Origin of the sequence: Bacillus sp. FSL W8-0183 (genome assembly GCF_038006825.1) — a bacterium.
Classification (GTDB): domain Bacteria; phylum Bacillota; class Bacilli; order Bacillales; family Bacillaceae; genus Bacillus; species Bacillus altitudinis.
In genome coordinates this window covers 1,705,323-1,723,959 of the sequence record NZ_JBBOVY010000001.1, presented here as the reverse complement: position 1 = coordinate 1,723,959, position 18,637 = coordinate 1,705,323, and the positions used below count along the sequence as shown (strand labels likewise).

22 protein-coding genes are annotated in these 18,637 nt (G+C 41.4%); all 22 read right to left on the bottom strand.

Features of this window, described 5'->3' with window-relative positions; genetic code table 11:
• Nucleotides 1-78: 78 nt before the first annotated feature.
• Entirely contained in the window at nucleotides 79-813 is a 735-nt protein-coding gene (gene rpsB, locus NSQ64_RS09050) for a 30S ribosomal protein S2 (RefSeq protein ID WP_007499561.1), read from the bottom strand.
• A gap of 155 nt (nucleotides 814-968) precedes the next feature.
• Entirely contained in the window at nucleotides 969-1,508 is a 540-nt protein-coding gene (locus tag NSQ64_RS09045; RefSeq protein WP_045034267.1) for a hypothetical protein, read from the bottom strand.
• A gap of 21 nt (nucleotides 1,509-1,529) precedes the next feature.
• A complete protein-coding gene (locus NSQ64_RS09040; protein ID WP_007499565.1) occupies nucleotides 1,530-2,297 on the bottom strand; it encodes a FliA/WhiG family RNA polymerase sigma factor in 768 nt (255 codons plus the stop codon).
• A gap of 24 nt (nucleotides 2,298-2,321) precedes the next feature.
• Complete coding sequence (locus tag NSQ64_RS09035; protein ID WP_007499566.1) at nucleotides 2,322-2,822, bottom strand: chemotaxis protein CheD; 501 nt, start codon at nucleotides 2,820-2,822, stop codon at nucleotides 2,322-2,324.
• On the bottom strand, nucleotides 2,822-3,448 hold the full coding sequence (locus tag NSQ64_RS09030; RefSeq protein ID WP_007499567.1) for a chemotaxis protein CheC: 627 nt from the start codon (nucleotides 3,446-3,448) through the stop codon (nucleotides 2,822-2,824). The genes NSQ64_RS09035 and NSQ64_RS09030 overlap by 1 nt, the downstream gene beginning before the upstream one ends.
• A 12-nt stretch (nucleotides 3,449-3,460) precedes the next feature.
• Entirely contained in the window at nucleotides 3,461-3,922 is a 462-nt protein-coding gene (locus tag NSQ64_RS09025) for a chemotaxis protein CheW (protein ID WP_045034266.1), read from the bottom strand.
• A gap of 24 nt (nucleotides 3,923-3,946) precedes the next feature.
• A complete protein-coding gene (locus NSQ64_RS09020) occupies nucleotides 3,947-5,974 on the bottom strand; it encodes a chemotaxis protein CheA (protein ID WP_341016060.1) in 2,028 nt (675 codons plus the stop codon).
• Nucleotides 5,975-5,979: 5 nt separating this feature from the next.
• Nucleotides 5,980-7,062: a protein-glutamate methylesterase/protein-glutamine glutaminase gene (locus tag NSQ64_RS09015; protein WP_008344775.1), complete on the bottom strand. Its 1,083-nt coding sequence runs from the start codon at nucleotides 7,060-7,062 to the stop codon at nucleotides 5,980-5,982.
• Nucleotides 7,059-7,964 (bottom strand): MinD/ParA family protein, encoded by a 906-nt coding sequence (locus NSQ64_RS09010; RefSeq protein WP_326111780.1) that lies wholly within the window; start codon nucleotides 7,962-7,964, stop codon nucleotides 7,059-7,061. The genes NSQ64_RS09015 and NSQ64_RS09010 overlap by 4 nt, the downstream gene beginning before the upstream one ends.
• Nucleotides 7,961-9,079, bottom strand: a complete 1,119-nt coding sequence (gene flhF / locus NSQ64_RS09005) for a flagellar biosynthesis protein FlhF (protein WP_326111778.1) — start codon at nucleotides 9,077-9,079, stop codon at nucleotides 7,961-7,963. The genes NSQ64_RS09010 and flhF overlap by 4 nt, the downstream gene beginning before the upstream one ends.
• Entirely contained in the window at nucleotides 9,079-11,112 is a 2,034-nt protein-coding gene (gene flhA, locus NSQ64_RS09000; RefSeq protein WP_008344782.1) for a flagellar biosynthesis protein FlhA, read from the bottom strand. Before flhA ends, flhF begins: the two co-directional genes overlap by 1 nt.
• 29 nt (nucleotides 11,113-11,141) lie before the next feature.
• Entirely contained in the window at nucleotides 11,142-12,230 is a 1,089-nt protein-coding gene (gene flhB / locus NSQ64_RS08995; protein ID WP_041507303.1) for a flagellar biosynthesis protein FlhB, read from the bottom strand.
• On the bottom strand, nucleotides 12,227-13,006 hold the full coding sequence (gene fliR / locus NSQ64_RS08990) for a flagellar biosynthetic protein FliR (protein ID WP_007499578.1): 780 nt from the start codon (nucleotides 13,004-13,006) through the stop codon (nucleotides 12,227-12,229). The genes flhB and fliR overlap by 4 nt, the downstream gene beginning before the upstream one ends.
• A gap of 6 nt (nucleotides 13,007-13,012) precedes the next feature.
• Nucleotides 13,013-13,282 carry a flagellar biosynthesis protein FliQ gene (gene fliQ / locus NSQ64_RS08985; protein WP_003211206.1) on the bottom strand — a complete coding sequence of 90 codons (270 nt, stop codon included), beginning with the start codon at nucleotides 13,280-13,282 and terminating at the stop codon, nucleotides 13,013-13,015.
• A 16-nt stretch (nucleotides 13,283-13,298) separates the two neighbouring features.
• Complete coding sequence (gene fliP / locus NSQ64_RS08980) at nucleotides 13,299-13,964, bottom strand: flagellar type III secretion system pore protein FliP (protein WP_007499580.1); 666 nt, start codon at nucleotides 13,962-13,964, stop codon at nucleotides 13,299-13,301.
• Nucleotides 13,957-14,616, bottom strand: coding sequence for a flagella biosynthesis regulatory protein FliZ (fliZ, locus tag NSQ64_RS08975; RefSeq protein ID WP_041090515.1), 660 nt, complete (start codon nucleotides 14,614-14,616; stop codon nucleotides 13,957-13,959). The genes fliP and fliZ overlap by 8 nt, the downstream gene beginning before the upstream one ends.
• Before the next feature lie 18 nt (nucleotides 14,617-14,634).
• The gene (locus NSQ64_RS08970) at nucleotides 14,635-14,997 is read right to left on the bottom strand and encodes a response regulator (RefSeq protein WP_003212360.1); all 363 of its coding nucleotides are present in this window, start codon (nucleotides 14,995-14,997) and stop codon (nucleotides 14,635-14,637) included.
• A 27-nt stretch (nucleotides 14,998-15,024) separates the two neighbouring features.
• Nucleotides 15,025-16,146 (bottom strand): flagellar motor switch phosphatase FliY, encoded by a 1,122-nt coding sequence (gene fliY / locus NSQ64_RS08965; protein WP_007499588.1) that lies wholly within the window; start codon nucleotides 16,144-16,146, stop codon nucleotides 15,025-15,027.
• Nucleotides 16,136-17,134, bottom strand: a complete 999-nt coding sequence (gene fliM / locus NSQ64_RS08960; RefSeq protein WP_008354483.1) for a flagellar motor switch protein FliM — start codon at nucleotides 17,132-17,134, stop codon at nucleotides 16,136-16,138. Before fliM ends, fliY begins: the two co-directional genes overlap by 11 nt.
• Before the next feature lie 32 nt (nucleotides 17,135-17,166).
• Complete coding sequence (gene fliL, locus NSQ64_RS08955) at nucleotides 17,167-17,595, bottom strand: flagellar basal body-associated protein FliL (protein WP_007499592.1); 429 nt, start codon at nucleotides 17,593-17,595, stop codon at nucleotides 17,167-17,169.
• A complete protein-coding gene (locus NSQ64_RS08950) occupies nucleotides 17,592-17,807 on the bottom strand; it encodes a flagellar FlbD family protein (protein ID WP_008344794.1) in 216 nt (71 codons plus the stop codon). Before NSQ64_RS08950 ends, fliL begins: the two co-directional genes overlap by 4 nt.
• Nucleotides 17,808-17,844: 37 nt before the next feature.
• Nucleotides 17,845-18,636 carry a flagellar basal body rod protein FlgG gene (gene flgG, locus NSQ64_RS08945; RefSeq protein ID WP_144665400.1) on the bottom strand — a complete coding sequence of 264 codons (792 nt, stop codon included), beginning with the start codon at nucleotides 18,634-18,636 and terminating at the stop codon, nucleotides 17,845-17,847.
• Nucleotide 18,637: the final 1 nt, after the last annotated feature.

Sequence of the window (18,637 nt, the reverse complement as noted above, 5' to 3'; positions counted from 1 at the left end):
CTTCTATGTTAAAACACGGATTACTAGGTGAAAAAAAGGTGATAAAAGGCAGTTCCCTCTTATCACCTTTTGAATAGGTTACGCAGTTGTTGTTTCAGTTTCTGTCGTTTCTTCTACAACAGCTTCTTCTTCGCCTTGTTTAGACTCAAGAATCGCATCTGCCATTTTAGCAGTTAGAAGTTTTACAGCACGGATTGCATCATCGTTTGCAGGGATCACAACATCAATTTCGTCTGGATCACAGTTTGTGTCAACGATACCGATAATTGGGATATTCAATTTACGAGCTTCTGCAACTGCAATACGCTCTTTACGAGGGTCGATAATGAAAAGTGCATCTGGAAGACCCTTCATGTCTTTGATTCCGCCTAGGAATTTTTCAAGACGTTCTAATTCTTTTTTCAGTTGAACGACTTCTTTCTTAGGAAGAACTTCGAACGTACCGTTTTCTTGCATTTTTTCAATATCTTTTAAACGTTTGATACGTTTTTGGATTGTTTCAAAGTTTGTTAACGTTCCACCAAGCCAGCGTTGGTTTACATAGAACATACCAGAACGGATTGCTTCTTCTTTCACTGAATCTTGTGCTTGCTTTTTCGTACCAACGAAAAGGATTTTTCCTCCGTCAGCAGCAAGGTTTTTCGTGAAGTTGTAAGCTTCCTCTACTTTTTTCACCGTTTTTTGAAGATCGATGATGTAGATACCGTTACGCTCTGTAAAGATGTAACGCTTCATTTTTGGGTTCCAACGGCGTGTTTGGTGACCGAAGTGAACACCAGCTTCTAGCAATTGTTTCATAGAAATAACTGACATGTTGTTGCCTCCTAATATAATGGTTTTTTTTCCTCCGCTTAAGTCATGTTCACATAAAACTGCGCCACGGCAGCACCTTCATACGAATCATTAAGCGTGTGTATTTAACACCAAGAAATAATATAACACATGATGGACTGACAATCAAGAATCCTTTACAGCTTTCCGCTAAATTTTAATAAAAGCTCGATTTCTGTCTTGCCCGTTTTTAATTCTTTCGCTATTTCTTCTAATGATAGCCCTTGATCATATAAGGCCTTTACTTGATCCTCAAATGTTTCTTCTCTTTCACTTTCAGAAGGCGCAGAAGCTTCTGTTTCGAGACTTGAAACGGGTTCGTTTACCTTCTCTTCCTGCACCTCAACTTCGCTAAGGAGAGCCGACAGGTGCTCTGGAACTGGATCTTCACTTTCTACCGATTGCTGGGATTCAATTGGTGGTTGTGGCTGCTTTGGTGTCTGAAGATCCGATTTCAGCTCTTCAGCAGAAAAATCAGGGGAAGTGGCTGCAGCTTTTGATAGTTTTTCATTCTCTTCTTTGACTTCCATCAAAAATGCAGCCAGGGTATTTTCCGTTTCTTCTAAAAGCTCTCGCTGCTTTTGTTCTGTTGCCTTCAGCGAATTCATTCTCGTGTATAAAATGATCACAAAATAAATAAGTGCAGCATGAAGCATAAAGCTAATCAGCCATAGCATATTTTTTCACTCACTAACTCTTTAAGATTGAATGGCTTTATCAAGCAGATGCTTAAGCTTGAACAATGCCTTTGAATGAATTTGCGAAATGCGGGAGGTCGATAAATTAAGCACTTGACCAATTTCCGTTAACGTCAATTCCTCTTTATAGAAAAGACTAATCACAAGCTTTTCTTTTTCCGAAAGCTCTGTCATTTTTTCGGCAAGCTGTTCAATTAATTCATCTTTCAGCATTTTTTCTTCAGGTGTCACAGTCTTTTCGTCGCGAATCATGACTTGAACGTTTTCTCCGTCTTCTTGATCATGCAGCTTCTCATCAATCGAGAGCAAATTCGCAAAGAACCCTTCATTCATCGTTGTGACCACATCTTGTTCACTCATGCCGAGTTCTTCAGCAACCTCTGTTGGTGTCACATTTCGTAAATATCGCTGTTCAAGCTTTTCAATTGCCGCTTCTACTTTTTTTGTTTTTTCTCTTGATGTACGAGGCAGCCAGTCCTCTTTACGAAGACCGTCGATGATGGCCCCGCGAATTCTGAAGGATGCATATGTATCAAACTTCAGATCTCTTCCGGGGTCAAATTTTTCAAGGGCATCATATAAACCGAGCATCCCTAGACTGATCAAGTCTTCTTTGTGCACTGACTTCGGGAGACCGATGGAAATTCTTCCAACATGATATGTGACGAGCGGCATATAGCGGCGCATAAGATCATCTCCAGCAGCTGGGTCCTTCCACTCTTTCCATCTAGCCCATAGCGCCTGATCTTCGTAATTTAAGGATTGCATCTTTCTCCCCCTATACTTCCTTAGTTATATCTTCATAATGCCTTGTTTCACAGTGCGGATCTCAAGTTCTGTTGTAAGCGGATCGAATTCAATCGTGCGTCCATTGTTTCCGCCCGTGTCCTCACTAATGATCGGGATATGATGAAGAGACAGATGTTCTTTCACAGCTGATACATTTCTAGGTCCAATTCTCATCAGATCATTGGTTGACTTAAATTTAAACATTTCTGCGCCGCCAGCAAGCTTCGCTTTTAGCGCATGTTTGCGCGCTCCTTCTTTTAAGAGCAGATCAATTGTATGCTTGACACCTGTATCTGCATACTTAGCCAGGTTCTCTACCGCTCCTTTTGAAAGAGAGGAGTCTGGAAGCATGACATGGACAAGTCCTGCCAGTTTTTTTTCTTGGTCAAAAAGGACAAGTCCTACGCAAGAACCGAGACCGGATGTCCGAATACGGTCCGGTGTTTTCACAAGCTGAACATCCGCTATACCAACCTTTACAACTGCCGGAATCTGCACGTTCATTATAGGTTACCTAATGCTTTGAACAGTTTTTCAAACGATTCAAAGTCTGGTAATAGAAACATATTTCCTTTCAGCTCTTGCTGATTTTGATCATCAAAAATCGATGTATCAATCACAATCGCCTGATCGCCGAGAGGGCTAAACTGCATTAATCCTTCACTAATGACAGCCCCGAACATGTCGAGCGTGACATCTGGAACACTTGGATGAAGCTGCAGTTTTGTTAAATCGGCAAGTGCTGATAAATAAGAGCCTGCTAAAATATTTCCTAGCTCATGAAGCGCTGATGTTCCTAGCATGTGTTCATGAATCGTATCAATATCAAATGCTGGGTCCTGAACAAGCTCTCTTACAAATTGTTCAGCTTGTTCAAACGGCATAATGAAAAAGATTGAACCGGTAAGATCACCCTCCATTCGCAAAAAGATACTGGCAACTGGAAGGTCTGCTCCACCAAAGAAATCCATTAAATCTTCAAACGAGAGAACTTTGACAAAAGGAACAGCCATATCAATTTTGCGATTCAATAGGCTGGCAAGAGCAGACGCTGCATGGCCTGCTCCGATATTCCCAACCTCACTTAAAATATCTAGCTGTTCATCTTTAATTTCATTGAAAATGCTCATTTCACATCCCCCTTAATGAACAGGTGCATCTTGCACGCTCTTGTCGAGGACCGCACCAGCATGAATGATATTGAATAGACGCTGATCATGCTTAATAATTCCTGTCACCCATGACAGTCCTTCTTTTTCAGCTGAATCAGTAGAAGTTTCTACCTCTTCCTGATGAACAGTAATGACATCATTTGCTTCATCAACGATCCAGCCGACTTCAATGTCACCAACTTGTACAATAATCATTCTTGTTTCGTCTGTAATCTCGTTGTCAGTTGATCCAAGTCTCACTCTAAGATCAATGACAGGTGTCACGACACCGCGTAGATTAATGACACCGCATATATAAGGGGCAACGCCAGGAACTCTTGTCGGCTGCTGCCATTTTTCAATGGACTTTACTTCTGATACTGAAATGGCGTATTCTTTTTTGTTTACGATAAACACAATCATCTTTTCGCCAGTTTTGATATCTGTACTCATTTCAGACCGCTCCTCTATTGTTTTTTACTTAATCAGTGCATTACAGTCAACGATGAGTGCAACCTGACCGTCACCTAAGATTGTTGCGCCTGATATCGCAAATACGTTTGGTAGGTAATCTCCAAGCGATTTCAATACAACCTCTTGCTGACCGATAAACGAATCGACCACAAATGCTGTTAGCTTGTCTCCTTTACGGACAACAATAATGTGCAGTTCTTCTTCTAAATCATTCGCATTTGGTACGTTGAACTGTTTCTTCAAGTACACAACCGGTACGATAAATCCGCGGAAATCAATGACTTCACGATCATGCGTTTGAAGGATGTCACTCTTCTTAATGACAGCCGTTTCTATAATAGAAGAAATCGGAATAGCAAATGTTTCTTCCTCTAGTTTCACAAGAAGTACGGAAATGATCGATAATGTGAGTGGAAGCTGAATTGAGAACAGTGAGCCTTGACCTTCTGTTGAGTTAATACTCACAGAACCACCTAATGATTCCAGCTTGTTTTTCACAACGTCAAGACCTACACCTCGGCCCGAGATATCAGAAATCGTATCAGCTGTAGAGAACCCTGCTGCAAAGATCAATGAATCAATTTGGTGATCTTCAAGCGTTTCCGCTTCTCTTTCTGTAATAACCCCGCGCTCTAATGCTTTCTCAAGGACCTTTTTACGGTTAATCCCGCCGCCATCATCTTCGACTTCAATGAAGACATGGTTTCCGCTATGATATGCTTTTAAAAGAACAGTTCCTTTTTCTGGTTTGCCTTTTTTCACACGTTCTTCTGGTGATTCAATCCCGTGATCGAGACTGTTTCTAAGTAAGTGTAAGAGCGGATCGCCAATTTCATCGATCACTGTTCGATCAAGCTCTGTCTCAGCACCTTCAATGATCAGTTCAATTTTCTTATTGAGCTCTTTCGTCAATTGACGAATCATACGTGGGAATCTGTTAAACACCGTTTCTACAGGCACCATTCTCATGTTCAAGATGATCGATTGCAGGTCTCCAGAAATACGGGACATTCTTTCCACTGTATCCGTGAGTTCGTTGTTTTCAAGTTCTTTGGCAATTTGTTCTAAACGTCCTCTATCAATGACAAGCTCTTCAAACAGGTTCATAAGTGAATCCAGACGATCGATGTTGACACGGATCGTTTTCGTTCCGCCAGCAGCTGCACCGTTATTGCCATTTGCTTTTGGCGCATCGTTTGCTGGCGCTTTAGCAGCAGGAGCTGCGGCTTCTTCATTTTTCTGCTCAGGTTTCTCTGCTTTTGTTTCAGCCTGAGCCACTTCTTCAAAGGCAGAGACTTCAGAAATCTCCACTTGTTCAACCTCTGAGATCGCTGTCACGATTTTTTTCACTTCTTCCATCGGCTGTTTCGATAAGTAAGAAATGCTGAATTCAGATTCAAAATCTTCTGATTCTAAAAGTTCTGCATTCGGAACCGTTTTGACAACTTCTCCTGCTTCGTTCAGTCTTTCAAAAATCATATAGACACGAACGGCTTTTAATAAGCATGCGTCACTTAATGTCACGTTCAGCTCATAACATTTAAAGCCTTGTTCTCTCGCTTCATCAAGAACTGTTCGTTCAAATTCGTTATAGTCTAGGTCGCTTGCAGCTGATGATGCTTCAGCAGTCTCAACGGCAGAGGCTGTTTCTGCATGGCTTCCTGTCACATCTAGTTTTTTACTAATCTCCGTGACATCACGTTTTCCATCCCCGCCCTCTGCAATCGATTGAACCATTGCTTCAAGGTGATCGAGTGCTTCAAACATCGTATCCATTGATTCAGGAGTGACAATCATTTGTTCGTTTCTGATGGCATCAAACATGTTTTCTAAATGATGTGTTAATTGAGCCATATCATCAAAGCCCATCGTTGCACTCATGCCTTTCAGTGTATGAGCGGCTCTGAATATATCATTCACTAGCTGCAAGTCTGTTGGGTTCTTTTCTAATTCAAGAAGTTTTTCATTACAAGTTTGTAAGTGTTCTCTGCTTTCATCTAAAAAGATATCTAAGTATTGGTTTACATCCAACGTGTTCACGCCCTCTCTTTTTTCATGGAGCTTATAATTGCATGTGCGATGTCATCCACATGCCTTGTTTCATGTGCAAGGCCTGCTTTAATGACTGATTTAGGCATTCCGAAAACAACACATGATTCTTCTTTTTCTGCAATGACTTTTGTATGACCGCTTGCGACCATTTTTTTGACACCTTCTGTGCCATCACTACCCATTCCTGTCATAATGACAGCGATTTTCTCGTAACCTTTTATGTTGCTGATGGATTCAAATAAATAGTTAACAGAAGGTTTGTGACGGCTGTCAGTGTCTTCTGGGGACAGCCTGATCACTAAAGCTGCCCCTTGTTCATGAAGTGACATATTCAATCCACCAGGAGCTATGTAAGCCACTCCATTTTTAGCGATGTCTCCATCTTGAGCTTCTTTGATCGTAATTTGTGATAAATGATCTAATCTAGTAGCCAGCGATGCCGTAAATCCTGCCGGCATATGCTGCACAATCAAAATCGGCGCCTCTATGTCTTTTGGCAGCTTCGTTACGACTCGTTGAAGCGCCCTAGGCCCTCCCGTAGAAGTTCCGATTGAAATAATCTTTCGGAGTGATGAACCGCTTCTTACTTCTTGCAGGCGGGGAGCGGCCGCTGGAATTGGACTTGGCGGCTTCATGAACGGCTTAGGAGAAACTTGTTTCTCAGTACGTTTTCTCGACAGGCCTGCCGCAAGTACCCGCTCTACAATTTGACCTCTTACTTTGTGTAAATCGAGCGAAATACTTCCTGAAGGCTTTGTCACAAAGTCAAAAGCACCGAGTTCTAAGCAATGGATGGTTAATTCCTTCCCTTGCTTCGTCTGGCTTGACACCATAATTACAGCAAGGTCGTGTTCAGCCAGAATTTGTTTTAATGCTTCTGTTCCATTTAGAACAGGCATTTCCACATCAAGTGTGACAACATCTGGATTCAATTCCTTAATCCGCTTTAAGGCATCTTCTCCATTTCGCGCCGTTCCGACGACTTCAATTTCTTGCTCGGCACTTAGGAAATCACTGATGAGTTTTCTCATAAAAGCCGAGTCATCTACTACAAGCACTCTAATCATGAGTCCACCTTCCTCCTTTTAAAAAAAGAGGACAACTTATCTATAAACGTATGCTGCTCTCTCCGTGCCTCTCTTATCTGCTGATGATACAGTGTTTCAGCCAGCATTTTAATGGTTTTACTTAGCCTTGAATGAGGCTGCTTCATATAAAATGGAATTTGTTCAGTGACTGCTTTAGGAACAGCAGGATCATCAGGCACCGCCCCAGCAAACACAAGCTTTCGGTGTAGAAAGGATGTCACCACTCCTGCTAATTTCCGGTACGTTTCAGACCCTTCTGACGGGGTTTTACACCGGTTGACGATGATTTGAACAGACTGTTCAAACTGATGAATGGCTAAGTGCTTAATTGCGCTGTAGGCATCCATGATGGATGTTGGTTCTGGCGTTGTCACAACGACCACCTCTCCTGCCGATAAGACAAAAGGGAGTTGATCTTTTGACAAGCCTGCACCCATATCAAAGAATATACAATCAAAGTCATTCAATATTTTCTCCATCTCTTCTAAAAAGAACGACCATTGATCTTTGTCTAAAGAAAACAGCTGCTCAAGCCCGCTTCCGCCAGAAATGTAATACAGATTTTCCGTTCCTTTTGTCATAGCCGCTTGGAAGGATTTTTTTCTAACAAGCACGTCTAATATAGAGCTGGTCGATGTTTTCCCTAGTAAAATATCAATATTCCCCATGCCAAAGTCGAGGTCGATGATGAGCACTTGCTTGCCCGTACTTGCGATAGACAGTGCCATATTCAGCGTCAAATTCGATTTACCTACTCCGCCTTTACCGCTCATGACAGCAATGGTTTTCGCCTGTCCATTCGCATGAAGAGAGTTCGGTACAATCAGTTGATTCTGCTGAACAAGCTTTCTTAAACCTTCGGCTTGGTCAGGCTTCATCATTGTAAGACCATCCTTGTCAAATCAAGGGGGGAACTCTCAAGAATATCCTCAGGTACATTTTGACCATTTGTTAAAAACCCGAGCCCGATTTGAGATTCTGCAATGATTTGAAAGATCGTTCCCATCGTGTCTGTTTCATCAACTTTTGTAAAAATAAATTGATCGATTGGAACGTGTTCAAAACGTTTGACCATGGCTTTCATATCTTGATATTTCGATGTCGCACTCATGACGAGAAAACTTTGAATGCTTTCATCAAATGGAATGATATCTGTCAGCTCTTTGATGTACGCCTCTTCTTTAAAGTTACGGCCTGCTGTATCGATGAAAATATGATCATAGTCTCTAAAGGTCTGCTGTGCTTTCACAAAGTCCTCTCTTGAATAACAAACCTCAAGAGGTGCATTCAGCAGTTCAGCATATGTTTTTAGTTGTTCAATCGCTGCAATCCGGTACGTATCTGTTGTGATAAAAGCAATTTTCTTTTGCTGCTGAATAGCCGTTTTCGCAGCCAGCTTTGCAATCGTTGTCGTTTTACCAGCACCAGTTGAACCAAACAGCACAATGTATTTCGAACGAATCATCGGCTCATCAGAAGTGTGAGCCGGCAGCATCCCTGTGAGTAGTTTTTCAAGTTCTTTTTCAATCTGCTCTTCTTTCACAGCACCTTTTGTTAAAAGACCCTTTAAGCACTCATCTCGAATCTCAGCATCAAGACCTTGATCCTTTAGCTTTTGATCCATTTTCATGAGAGAATCCGGCAAGATCCCTGCATGGCGTTCGTTTCTTGCATATTCTATAGGCTGAGAATGAGAAGGCGCTGCTTTGACTGCTTGAGCAGCAGCCGGCAGCTCTTGTGTAAGGTGTTGAGTCTGCTCCTTTTTCGGTAACACTGGGATAGGCGCAGCTGCTGGTTGTAATCCTTTGCCGGCTCTTTCTTCAAAATCTTGATCCAGCACTGCAATCACTTCGACCATTTGCTGTTTCTTTAAACCGAACAGCTTTCGTTTGACAACGGTTTTCGAATTTAATATGACGGCATCTTTCCCAAGCTGCTGCCTGATTTGAATCGTTGCCTCCTGCATAGAATTCGCTGTGATTTTTTTCATTTTCATTAGATATCCACCACTCCGATGCTCTGTACTTCCACATTTGCTTCTAGTTCGTTATAAGATAGTACCGGTAAATCTGGGAAATATCTTTCTAACAACTGTTTGACGTACATTCTTATAGGAGGTGAGCATAATAGAACCGGCGTTTCCTGACGAAGCGAAAGCTGTTCAATTTCTCTCGCCACTGATTGAATCACACTTTCAGAGGATTCTGGATCTAACGATAAGTAGTTCCCATGCTCTGTTTGCTGCACGCTGTCTGCAATCACCTTTTCGACTCGGCCTGAGCATGTCACGACTTTCAGTGATTCATTTTCTCTTGCATACTGTGCAGTAATCTGTCTTGCAAGTGCCTGTCTAACATACTCTGTTAGCAAGTCTGTATCAGTCGTTAATTTTCCGTAGTCTGCAAGGGTCTCAAAAATGGTCACAAGGTTTCGAATGGAGACCTTTTCTTTCAGAAGTTTTGCAAGTACTTTTTGGATATCTCCGACTGCTAGTGGATTCGGTGTTACCTCATCTACTAGAACTGGATAACTTTCTTTCAGATGATCGATTAATTGCTTCGTTTCTTGGCGTCCAAGCAGTTCATGGGTGTTTTGTCTAATCTTCTCTGTGATGTGGGTAGACACAACAGATGCTGGATCGACCACTGTATACCCAAGCATTTCAGCCTGATCTTTTTCTGCTTCTGATATCCATTTTGCCGGCAGACCAAAGGATGGTTCGATTGTTTCAATTCCTTCAATCGGATCATCATCAGGCGTTGGAGACATCGCTAAGTAATGATCGAGCAGCAGCTCTCCTTTTGCCACTTCGTTCCCTTTTATTTTGAGCCTGTATTCATTCGGGTTCAGCGCAATGTTGTCTCGAATACGGACAACTGGAATGACAAGACCTAGTTCAAGAGCAAGCTGCCTTCTGATCATGACAATTCGGTCTAGCAGGTCTCCGCCTTGATTGGCATCTGCAAGCGGGATCAACCCGTAGCCAAATTCAAATTCAATGGCATCCATTTGCAGGAGATGAATGACGCTTTCTGGACTTTTCATCTCTTCTACCTCTGCCTGTTCTTCCAGTACTTCTTCAATCTCTTCTTGATCCTGTTTGTTTTTCGACATCATGTAGGCACCGAGTGCAAGTAAACCTGCGATCGGCCCTGTCAAAAGTACGCCAATTGGCGTAAACAATCCAAGCAGGAAGATCGTACCTGCTGTGACGTAAAGCATGGCAGGGAAGGCAAAGAGCTGACCCGTAATGTCTGAACCAAGGTTTCCGTTAGAAGCCGCTCTCGTGACAACAATCCCTGTCGCTGTTGAAATAAGAAGTGCAGGAATTTGCGACACGATTCCGTCCCCTACTGTTAAAAGAGTAAAGTGGGAAGCTGATTCTTGAATCGACATTCCTTGCTGAATCATCCCAATAATGATGCCAAAAATAATATTGATAATAACGATGATAATACCTGCGATGGCATCCCCTTTAACGAACTTACTTGCACCATCCATCGCACCATAAAAGTCTGCTTCTCTGGCTACTTTTTCACGGCGGTTTCTAGCTTCACTTTCTGTCAGCATTCCTGCATTCAAATCTGCGTCAATACTCATCTGTTTACCTGGCATCGCATCGAGTGTAAATCTGGCCGCAACCTCTGATACACGCTCTGCCCCTTTGGTGATGACAATAAACTGAATGATGATCAGAATAAGGAAGACAACCAGACCAACGAGTATATTGCCCCCAACAACAAATGATCCAAACGTTTCTACAACCTTACCAGCATCGCCAGTTGATAAAATAGAACGGGTTGTAGAGATGTTAAGCCCTAAACGAAACAGTGTTAAGAGCAAAAGCAAAGATGGAAAAATGGAAAATTGCAGTGGTTCTTGCATGTTCATTGTGGTGAGAAGCACGATAAGCGCAAGAGAAATATTAATAATGATTAAAATACTTAATAGGATGGGCGGAAACGGTATGACCAGCATCGCCACGATTAAAATAACACTGAATAAAACAGATAAATCTCTTGCTGACATGCCTGTTCTCTCCTTTTAAAACCAAAAATTCATAAAATCTTTTGTTTCGTTTTATATACGTAAGCCAAAATTTCTGCGATCGCCTTAAAATACTCTTCCGGCACCGCTTGGTCGATATCCACTTGATCATAGAGGGCGCGGGCGAGTGGCCGGTTCTCTACAGTCATGACATCATGTTCTTTCGCAATTGTTCTAATTTTCAAAGCCAAAATATCTGTTCCCTTTGCTACAACATAGGGCGCGTCCATCTTTTCTTCGTCATATTTCAAGGCAATTGCGTAGTGGGTCGGGTTTGTAATGATGACGTCCGCTTTTGGGACTTCCTGCATCATCCGTCTCATGGCCATTTCCCTTTGCCGCTGTTTAATTTTTGATTTTATGAGCGGGTCACCCTCTGATTTTTTATACTCATCTTTGATGTCTTGTTTAGACATCCGTAAGTTTTTTTCATAATCAAATTTCTGATACATGTAATCAAGCCCTGCTAAGATCATGAGAGCACCTGCTGCATATAGACCCATAATCAAGGTCATATTTGCCACGAAATGAAGAGTTTCCTCTGCTGTTAATAAAGGAAGCCTCAGGATATCGTCAAAGTGCATCCAAAGTGCAATAAATGTCGCAAAACCAATTAAACCAATTTTCAAAATGGATTTTAATAGCTCTACGAGGGCTCGAATACTGTATATTCGTTTAAACCCTTTGATTGGATCGAGTTTTTCTAATTTCGGTTTGATTACTTCTGTCGAAAAGAGAAAGCCAACCTGCAAATAGTTACTAATGATCCCTGCCAGCATACCAACACCAAGGATTGGCATGAGGAGGAGTCCTGTTTCCTGAAGCAATTCCACAAATAGTTGATGAATATTAGATGTGCTAACCTTCATTAGCATCGTTGTTGAATAAAAACGTTCAATGAGCGCAATAATACGCTCTTTCATAAAAGGCCCAATAAAAAAGAATGATAAAAAGATTAGTAGAAATGAGATGGCTGTATTGACGTCGGTACTTTTGGCAACCTGCCCTTTTTTACGTGAATCCCGTCTCTTTTTCGGTGTTGCTTTTTCTGTTTTTTCACCTGCGAAAAATTGCAAGTCGAGTCTAAGTCTTGTCGTCATGACGAACCACCGACCAATGCTAAGAAATTCCTCATGGTGAGCACAATCGTTTCAAATGTATTTTGGACGACCCCGAAGATGACACCCATACAAATGATGATCATAATAAAACTCACGCCCATTTTAATGGGCAGTCCAACGACAAATACGTTCATTTGCGGAACTGTACGTGCCACAATTCCTAATGCCAAATCGACTAAAAACAAACTAGCCACAACAGGTGCTGAGATTTGAAAGGCTATGATGAACATTTGGTTGAAGCTCTTTGCAATAAAGTAAGCAAAGGATTCACTGCCGAAGTTCAGCGCATACTGATCAACTTGAATATATTGAAAACTGTAATAGATTCCATCAAGTAGTAAATGATGTGCATTTGTTGCCAGCATCAGTAGCAAGGTCACCGTATAAAAAAACTGCCCCATCAGCGGCGTTTGCGCCCCTGTTTGTGGATCAATAATATTGGCGATTGCAAAACCCATTTGAAAATCGATGAATGAGCCGGCAATTTGAACTGCGGACACCATGATATATGCAATCAGTCCAAGCAGAAGTCCGACCATTGCTTCTTTCACGGCAAGCATCATATAAAGACCGTCGATATCGAGTGCTGGCGGTTCTTTAATGGTGCTAAAACTAATGACAGCCAAAAACAGTGAAAAACCAACTCTGTGAACTGCTGGTATCGTTCGATGCGCTAATAGCGGCACTGTCACGAAAAAAGCGGTGATCCGAATGAAAACGAGAAGAAAGGCAGGAAATAATTCTATGATTGACATCTCTGATTAACCTGCAAATCGATCTAAATTCGAGAACAGCTCTGTTGTAAATGACACAATTGTTGAAAGCATCCACGGACCAAACACAACAAGTCCAATGAGCACTGCAACAATTTTTGGAATGAACGCAAGCGTCTGTTCTTGGATTTGGGTTGTCGCCTGAAACACACTGACAATTAGTCCCACGATTAGTGCGAGCGCTAGAAGCGGCCCGCTGACAAGTAATACAACATACACTGATCTTTCAGCCATCGTAATGACAAATTCTGAACTCATGTTTTAAGCACCTACTCTAAAAGCTTTGCAGCAAAGATTTAACAATCAAATACCATCCATCAACTAATACAAATAACAATATTTTGAAAGGGAGCGATATCATAACCGGCGGAAGCATCATCATCCCCATCGACATCAGGACACTTGCGACCACCATGTCAATAATTAAAAATGGAATAAAGATCATAAAACCAATTTGAAATGCCGTCTTTAATTCTGAAATTGCAAACGCTGGTACCATCGCCGTTAAGGGAATATCTTTAATCGATTCAGGGGTATCCATTTTTGCGTAACTAAGAAATAAAGCCAAATCTTTCTGTCTCGTATGTTTACTCATAAACTCTTTAATTGGCACTTCGGCTTTTTCATAGGCCTGATTTAACGTAATATCATCATTTAAAAGCGGCGTGAGTGCCTCTTTATTAATCTCTGAGAACGTGGGTGCCATAATAAAAAATGTGAGAAACAAAGCAAGTCCTACAAGCACTTGGTTTGGCGGCATTGAGTTGGTTGCAAGTGATGTTCTGACAAACGAAAGAACAATCACAATCCGTGTAAAACAGGTCATTAAAATAAGAATGCCTGGTGCAACTGAAAATACAGTTAACAATAAAAGAAGACGGACAGATGTGCTAATATTCCCTGCGCCACTGGAATTAAATAAATCGATAAACTCATTCATTTTGTTTCGGGCCTTTCTTTCTGACTTCTGATTGGGTCTTTTTCAATTCGGCTAGCTGCGCCTTTAAATTGGCTGAAAAAGAAGAAGTGGTCGGCTGATCGTGTTTCTTCACTTGCGATGTTAATTTTTGCATCATTTTCGGTAAGTCAGTCTTACTTTCCATCGCTTCTTCGTATTGTTTCACAATCGCTTCGCATTCTTGTTCATCATCGATTTCTTTTAGCAGTTGGATTGAGTCTGCTACTCCGACAACTAATACTCGTTTGCCCACTTTGATCAGCTGAACTGAACGATTTTGACCAACCGTCGTTCCGCCAATATTTTCAACATAGCGAAATGGCTTGAGTAAGCGGTTTTGCTTTCCAACAAATCTCACCAATCCGTAAATGAGCAGGATGACAAAAAGTAAGGCACCAATCATTTTGACAAAATCCATAATGGAGACAGAAGAAGAGGGAACTTCTTCTGCCGGATTCGTTTGATTGTCAGTGGTTTTCTTTTCTGTATCCTTTTTGCTTTCTTTCTCATCTTTGATCCAGTCATTCACCATGCCATTTTCAGGATCTTTTGTTTCAGCAAACAGTGAGGCTGGCTGCGCTGTCAAGAAAAGCATAAAACTGATCATTGCTATACATATCAAACGTTTTTTCAACAAGTCTTACACCCTTTTTTAGCCTAACGTTTTATTAATTGCTTCAAGTACACGGTCTGCCTGGAATGGCTTCACGATAAAGTCTTTTGCACCTGCTTGAATGGCATCAATAACCATTGATTGTTGTCCCATCGCTGAGCACATAATGATTTTTGCAGAAGCATCGATTTGTTTAATTTCTTTTAATGCTGTGATCCCGTCCATTTCTGGCATTGTGATATCCATTGTGACTAGATCAGGAGATGTTTCTTTAAATTTTTCAACAGCTTGTGCGCCGTTTTCTGCTTCTCCTACTACATCAAATCCGTTTTTTACAAGAATATCCTTAATCATCATTCTCATGAATGCTGCATCATCTACGATTAATACCTTAGTAGCCATTTACTTATTCTCTCCCTATATGTTTGTTTATTTTAAATTAGAAAGTCTTTCTGACTGACTTAAAATGTCAGTCACACGTACACCAAAGTTCTCATCAATGACAACAACTTCTCCTTTGGCGACGATTCGTTTGTTGACCAGAATGTCGACTGGCTCACCTGCAAGTTTGTCCAGTTCAATGATACTTCCAGCGGAAAGTTCAAGTACTTCTTTCACACTGCGCTGCGTTCTTCCAAGCTCCACTGTAATGGAAAGTGGAATATCCATCAGCATATCAAGATTACCGAGCTGACTTGTTGTATGCTGAGGCTCACTAAATGCCTCAAATTCAACTGGCGCCACATTGACAGGTTCTGCCGGCTTTGGCTTCGCCTGTCTTTTCGGCGGTGCCGATTGTTGCATAGGAGCAGATTGTGCTTGCGGAGCAGCCTGCTGTGGTTCAGGTGCACTCTGAGGTGCTTCTTGAACCGGCTCTTCTTCCGCTGGGTCTGTTAATTCTGCAATCAAATCTTTCGCAAACGTAATAGGGTAAAGCTGCATAATATTTGAATCTATGAGTTCACCTATTGTTAATCTAAAGGACACTTTGACAAGCATCTCTTCAGCTGGAATGCGGTCTGTGCCTTCTCCTTCTTTCACATCAAGCAACTCAACGCGAGGCGGAGAAATATCAATCTTTTTATTAAAGACTGTTGACATGGACGTCGCTGCTGAACCCATCATTTGGTTCATCGCTTCTTGTACTGCACTTAAGTGAATTTCACTTAACGACGGGTCAGCATTTGTTCCATCTCCGCCCATCATTAAATCCGCAATGACTGCCGCATCGGTTTGCTGGATGACAAGCAGGTTACTAGCGCTGAAGCCTTCCGTATAATTCACTTCAATCGCGACATACGGATGAGGAAATTCCTCATTCAGCTTGCTTTTTTGAATCACTGTGACAGTTGGAGTTGTAATCTCCACTTTTTGACTTAATAGGGTTGAAAGTGCTGTTGCAGAGCTTCCAAATGATATATTTCCGATTTCCCCAATGGCATCTTGTTCCATTGCAGAAAGGAGTGTATCAGGCTCTATATCGTCATTGCTGCCTCCTTTAAGGAGCGCATCGATTTCATCTTGTGATAATTTACTTCCGTTATTCTCCATCTTCTTCACCTCTTATGTCGTGATCTAGAATTTGAATCGCCTGTTTCCGATTCACGCGGCCGGCCTGTCCCAAGAATTTCGGTTTATTTCCGACCATAACAGTAAGAGGCGCATTTACTGGTTTGTCCAAGGCAATACAATCACCAATTTCCAAATTCAAAAACTCTTCCACCGTCATTTCCGATTGTCCAAGCTCTGCGACTACCGGTATTTTCGCCGTCATAATCCGTTTTTCAATGGCCTTTGTTTCTTCTTGTTTCGGTTCATTTCGTTCAGATTGCATCCAGTAGTGTACAGACAGCTTCGGAATAATAGGCTCTAATACTACGTGAGGAATACAGAGGTTAATAACCCCGCTTACCTCACCAATTTGTGTATTAAGAGAAATGACGACAACTGTTTCGTTTGGTGACACCATTTGAACAAACTGGGGATTTACCTCGAAATCTGCCATTTCTGGCTCGATGTCGGTTATGGACTGCCACGCTTCTCTGTAGTTTTCCAAAGCTCCCTCAAACATGTTTGAGATAATCTTTGTTTCGATTTCTGTCAGTGATTCTGTCTTATTATGACTAATGCCAATCCCACCCATCAGCCTATCCATCATGGCATAGCCAATCGTTGGGTTCACTTCAAGCATGATTCTTCCTTCAAGCGGGCTGACGTAAAATAAGTTTAATAATGTCATATTAGGAATCGAACGAATAAATTCTTCATATGGCACTTGGTCAACCGAGCTGACAGAAATTTGAATATATGATCTTAGCTGCGCTGAAAAGTGTGTGGTAAGCAGTCTAGCGAAGTTATCATGAATTCTTGTTAAACTTCGAATCTGGTCTTTTGAAAAGCGCAGTGCACGTTTAAAGTCGTACACTTTCACTTTTTTCGTCGTTTCTTCTTTTTTCAGCTCTTCTGCATCCATTTCGCCTGTTGATATGGCGGATAATAATGCATCGATCTCATTCTGGGAAAGCACTTCTCCTGACATTTCTTCACCTCCATCGTGTCAATTAATCGCCTCTATTGCAGATTAAAGGAGGTTATATAAACTTCTTTCACCTTGCCATCTTGCAAATAGTTATTCACTTTGTTTTTGACCTGTGTTTTAAAATGTTCTCTGCCTTTTTTGCCATCAAGTTCATCTGCATTCGTGTCTGATAAAATGTCGATCACAGCATCTTTCACTTGGAAGCTTCTTTTTTCAAGCTCTTCTTTGGCTTTTTCTGAATCTGTTTCAATATTTAGTACAAGTTTAACCGCATTTCCTTCAGATTTTAAATTGGTCACAATCTCAGGAATTTCAACAGAAGCTTTTACGACTTCATCTGCTGTTGGCTCTTTTTCTGCTTTTGCTTCGTCTGACCCATTCACCAGAAAGACAATACCTGCTCCAATTCCGACGATAGCAATAATCATGATTAGCATTACTACGACTAATTTCTTCTTCATTCAAACTCCTCTATTCCTTGATTCAATGAAATGACTTGGATTTTTCTATAGAAAGAAATGATTTTCTCCTGAAGCTGCTCTTCATCTTCTTTCACAACGAATTTCTTTCCATTGGCGAGTGTAATGGTCGTGTCTGGAAAGCTTTCGATTTGCTCGATATGGAGAGCGTTGAGCATAAATCCTTTGCCATTTAATCTTGTCACTTCAATCATATTAAGCAGAGAAGCGATAAACCGCTCCCCCTACCTCCTATCGTTTCAGATTCACAAGTTCTTGCAGAATTTCATCAGATGTTGTGATCGTCTTTGCATTCGATTGGAATCCACGCTGTGCGATAATCATTTCTGTAAACTCGTCTGTTAAATCAACGTTTGACATTTCAAGTTTACCTGTTTGGACGACGCCCGTTCCTTGTTCACCTGGTACGATTGGATTACTTGGAGCACCTGAGCTTAACGTTTGGCGGTAAAGGTTGTCACCAACTTTGTCTAGCCCTCCTGCGTTACGGAAAGATACGAGTGATATTTGACCAACGGTTCTTGATACATTGTTTTCAACAACCGAAATCGTACCATCTGGACCAACACTTACACTTGAAACTTCGTCTGGAATCGTTATCTTTTGTCCATTCATTCCAAGTAGATAATTTCCATCAGGGGTGACTAAGCTTCCCTCTGAATCAGTGCGGAAATTTCCTGTTCTTGTATAAAGAACTTCTCCTTGAACTTCAATACGGAAAAACCCATCTCCATTGATATAGAAGTCGTAAGGTTCATTTGTATTTTGAGAAGATCCCGCTGACATGATTTTATCGATTGAAGATAAAGATGACCCTAAACCAATTTGCTTTGAGTTGATTGAACCAGAGTTGTTCGTTGGCCCACCAGAACTTCCAATGGTTTGGCTGACCATATCTTTAAAAGTGATACGGCTTTTTTTGTATCCGTGTGTGTTGACGTTGGCTACGTTGTTGGCTACAACATCTAATTTTGATTGGAAGTTTTTCATTCCACTAATTCCTGAGTAAAGTGAGCGTAACATT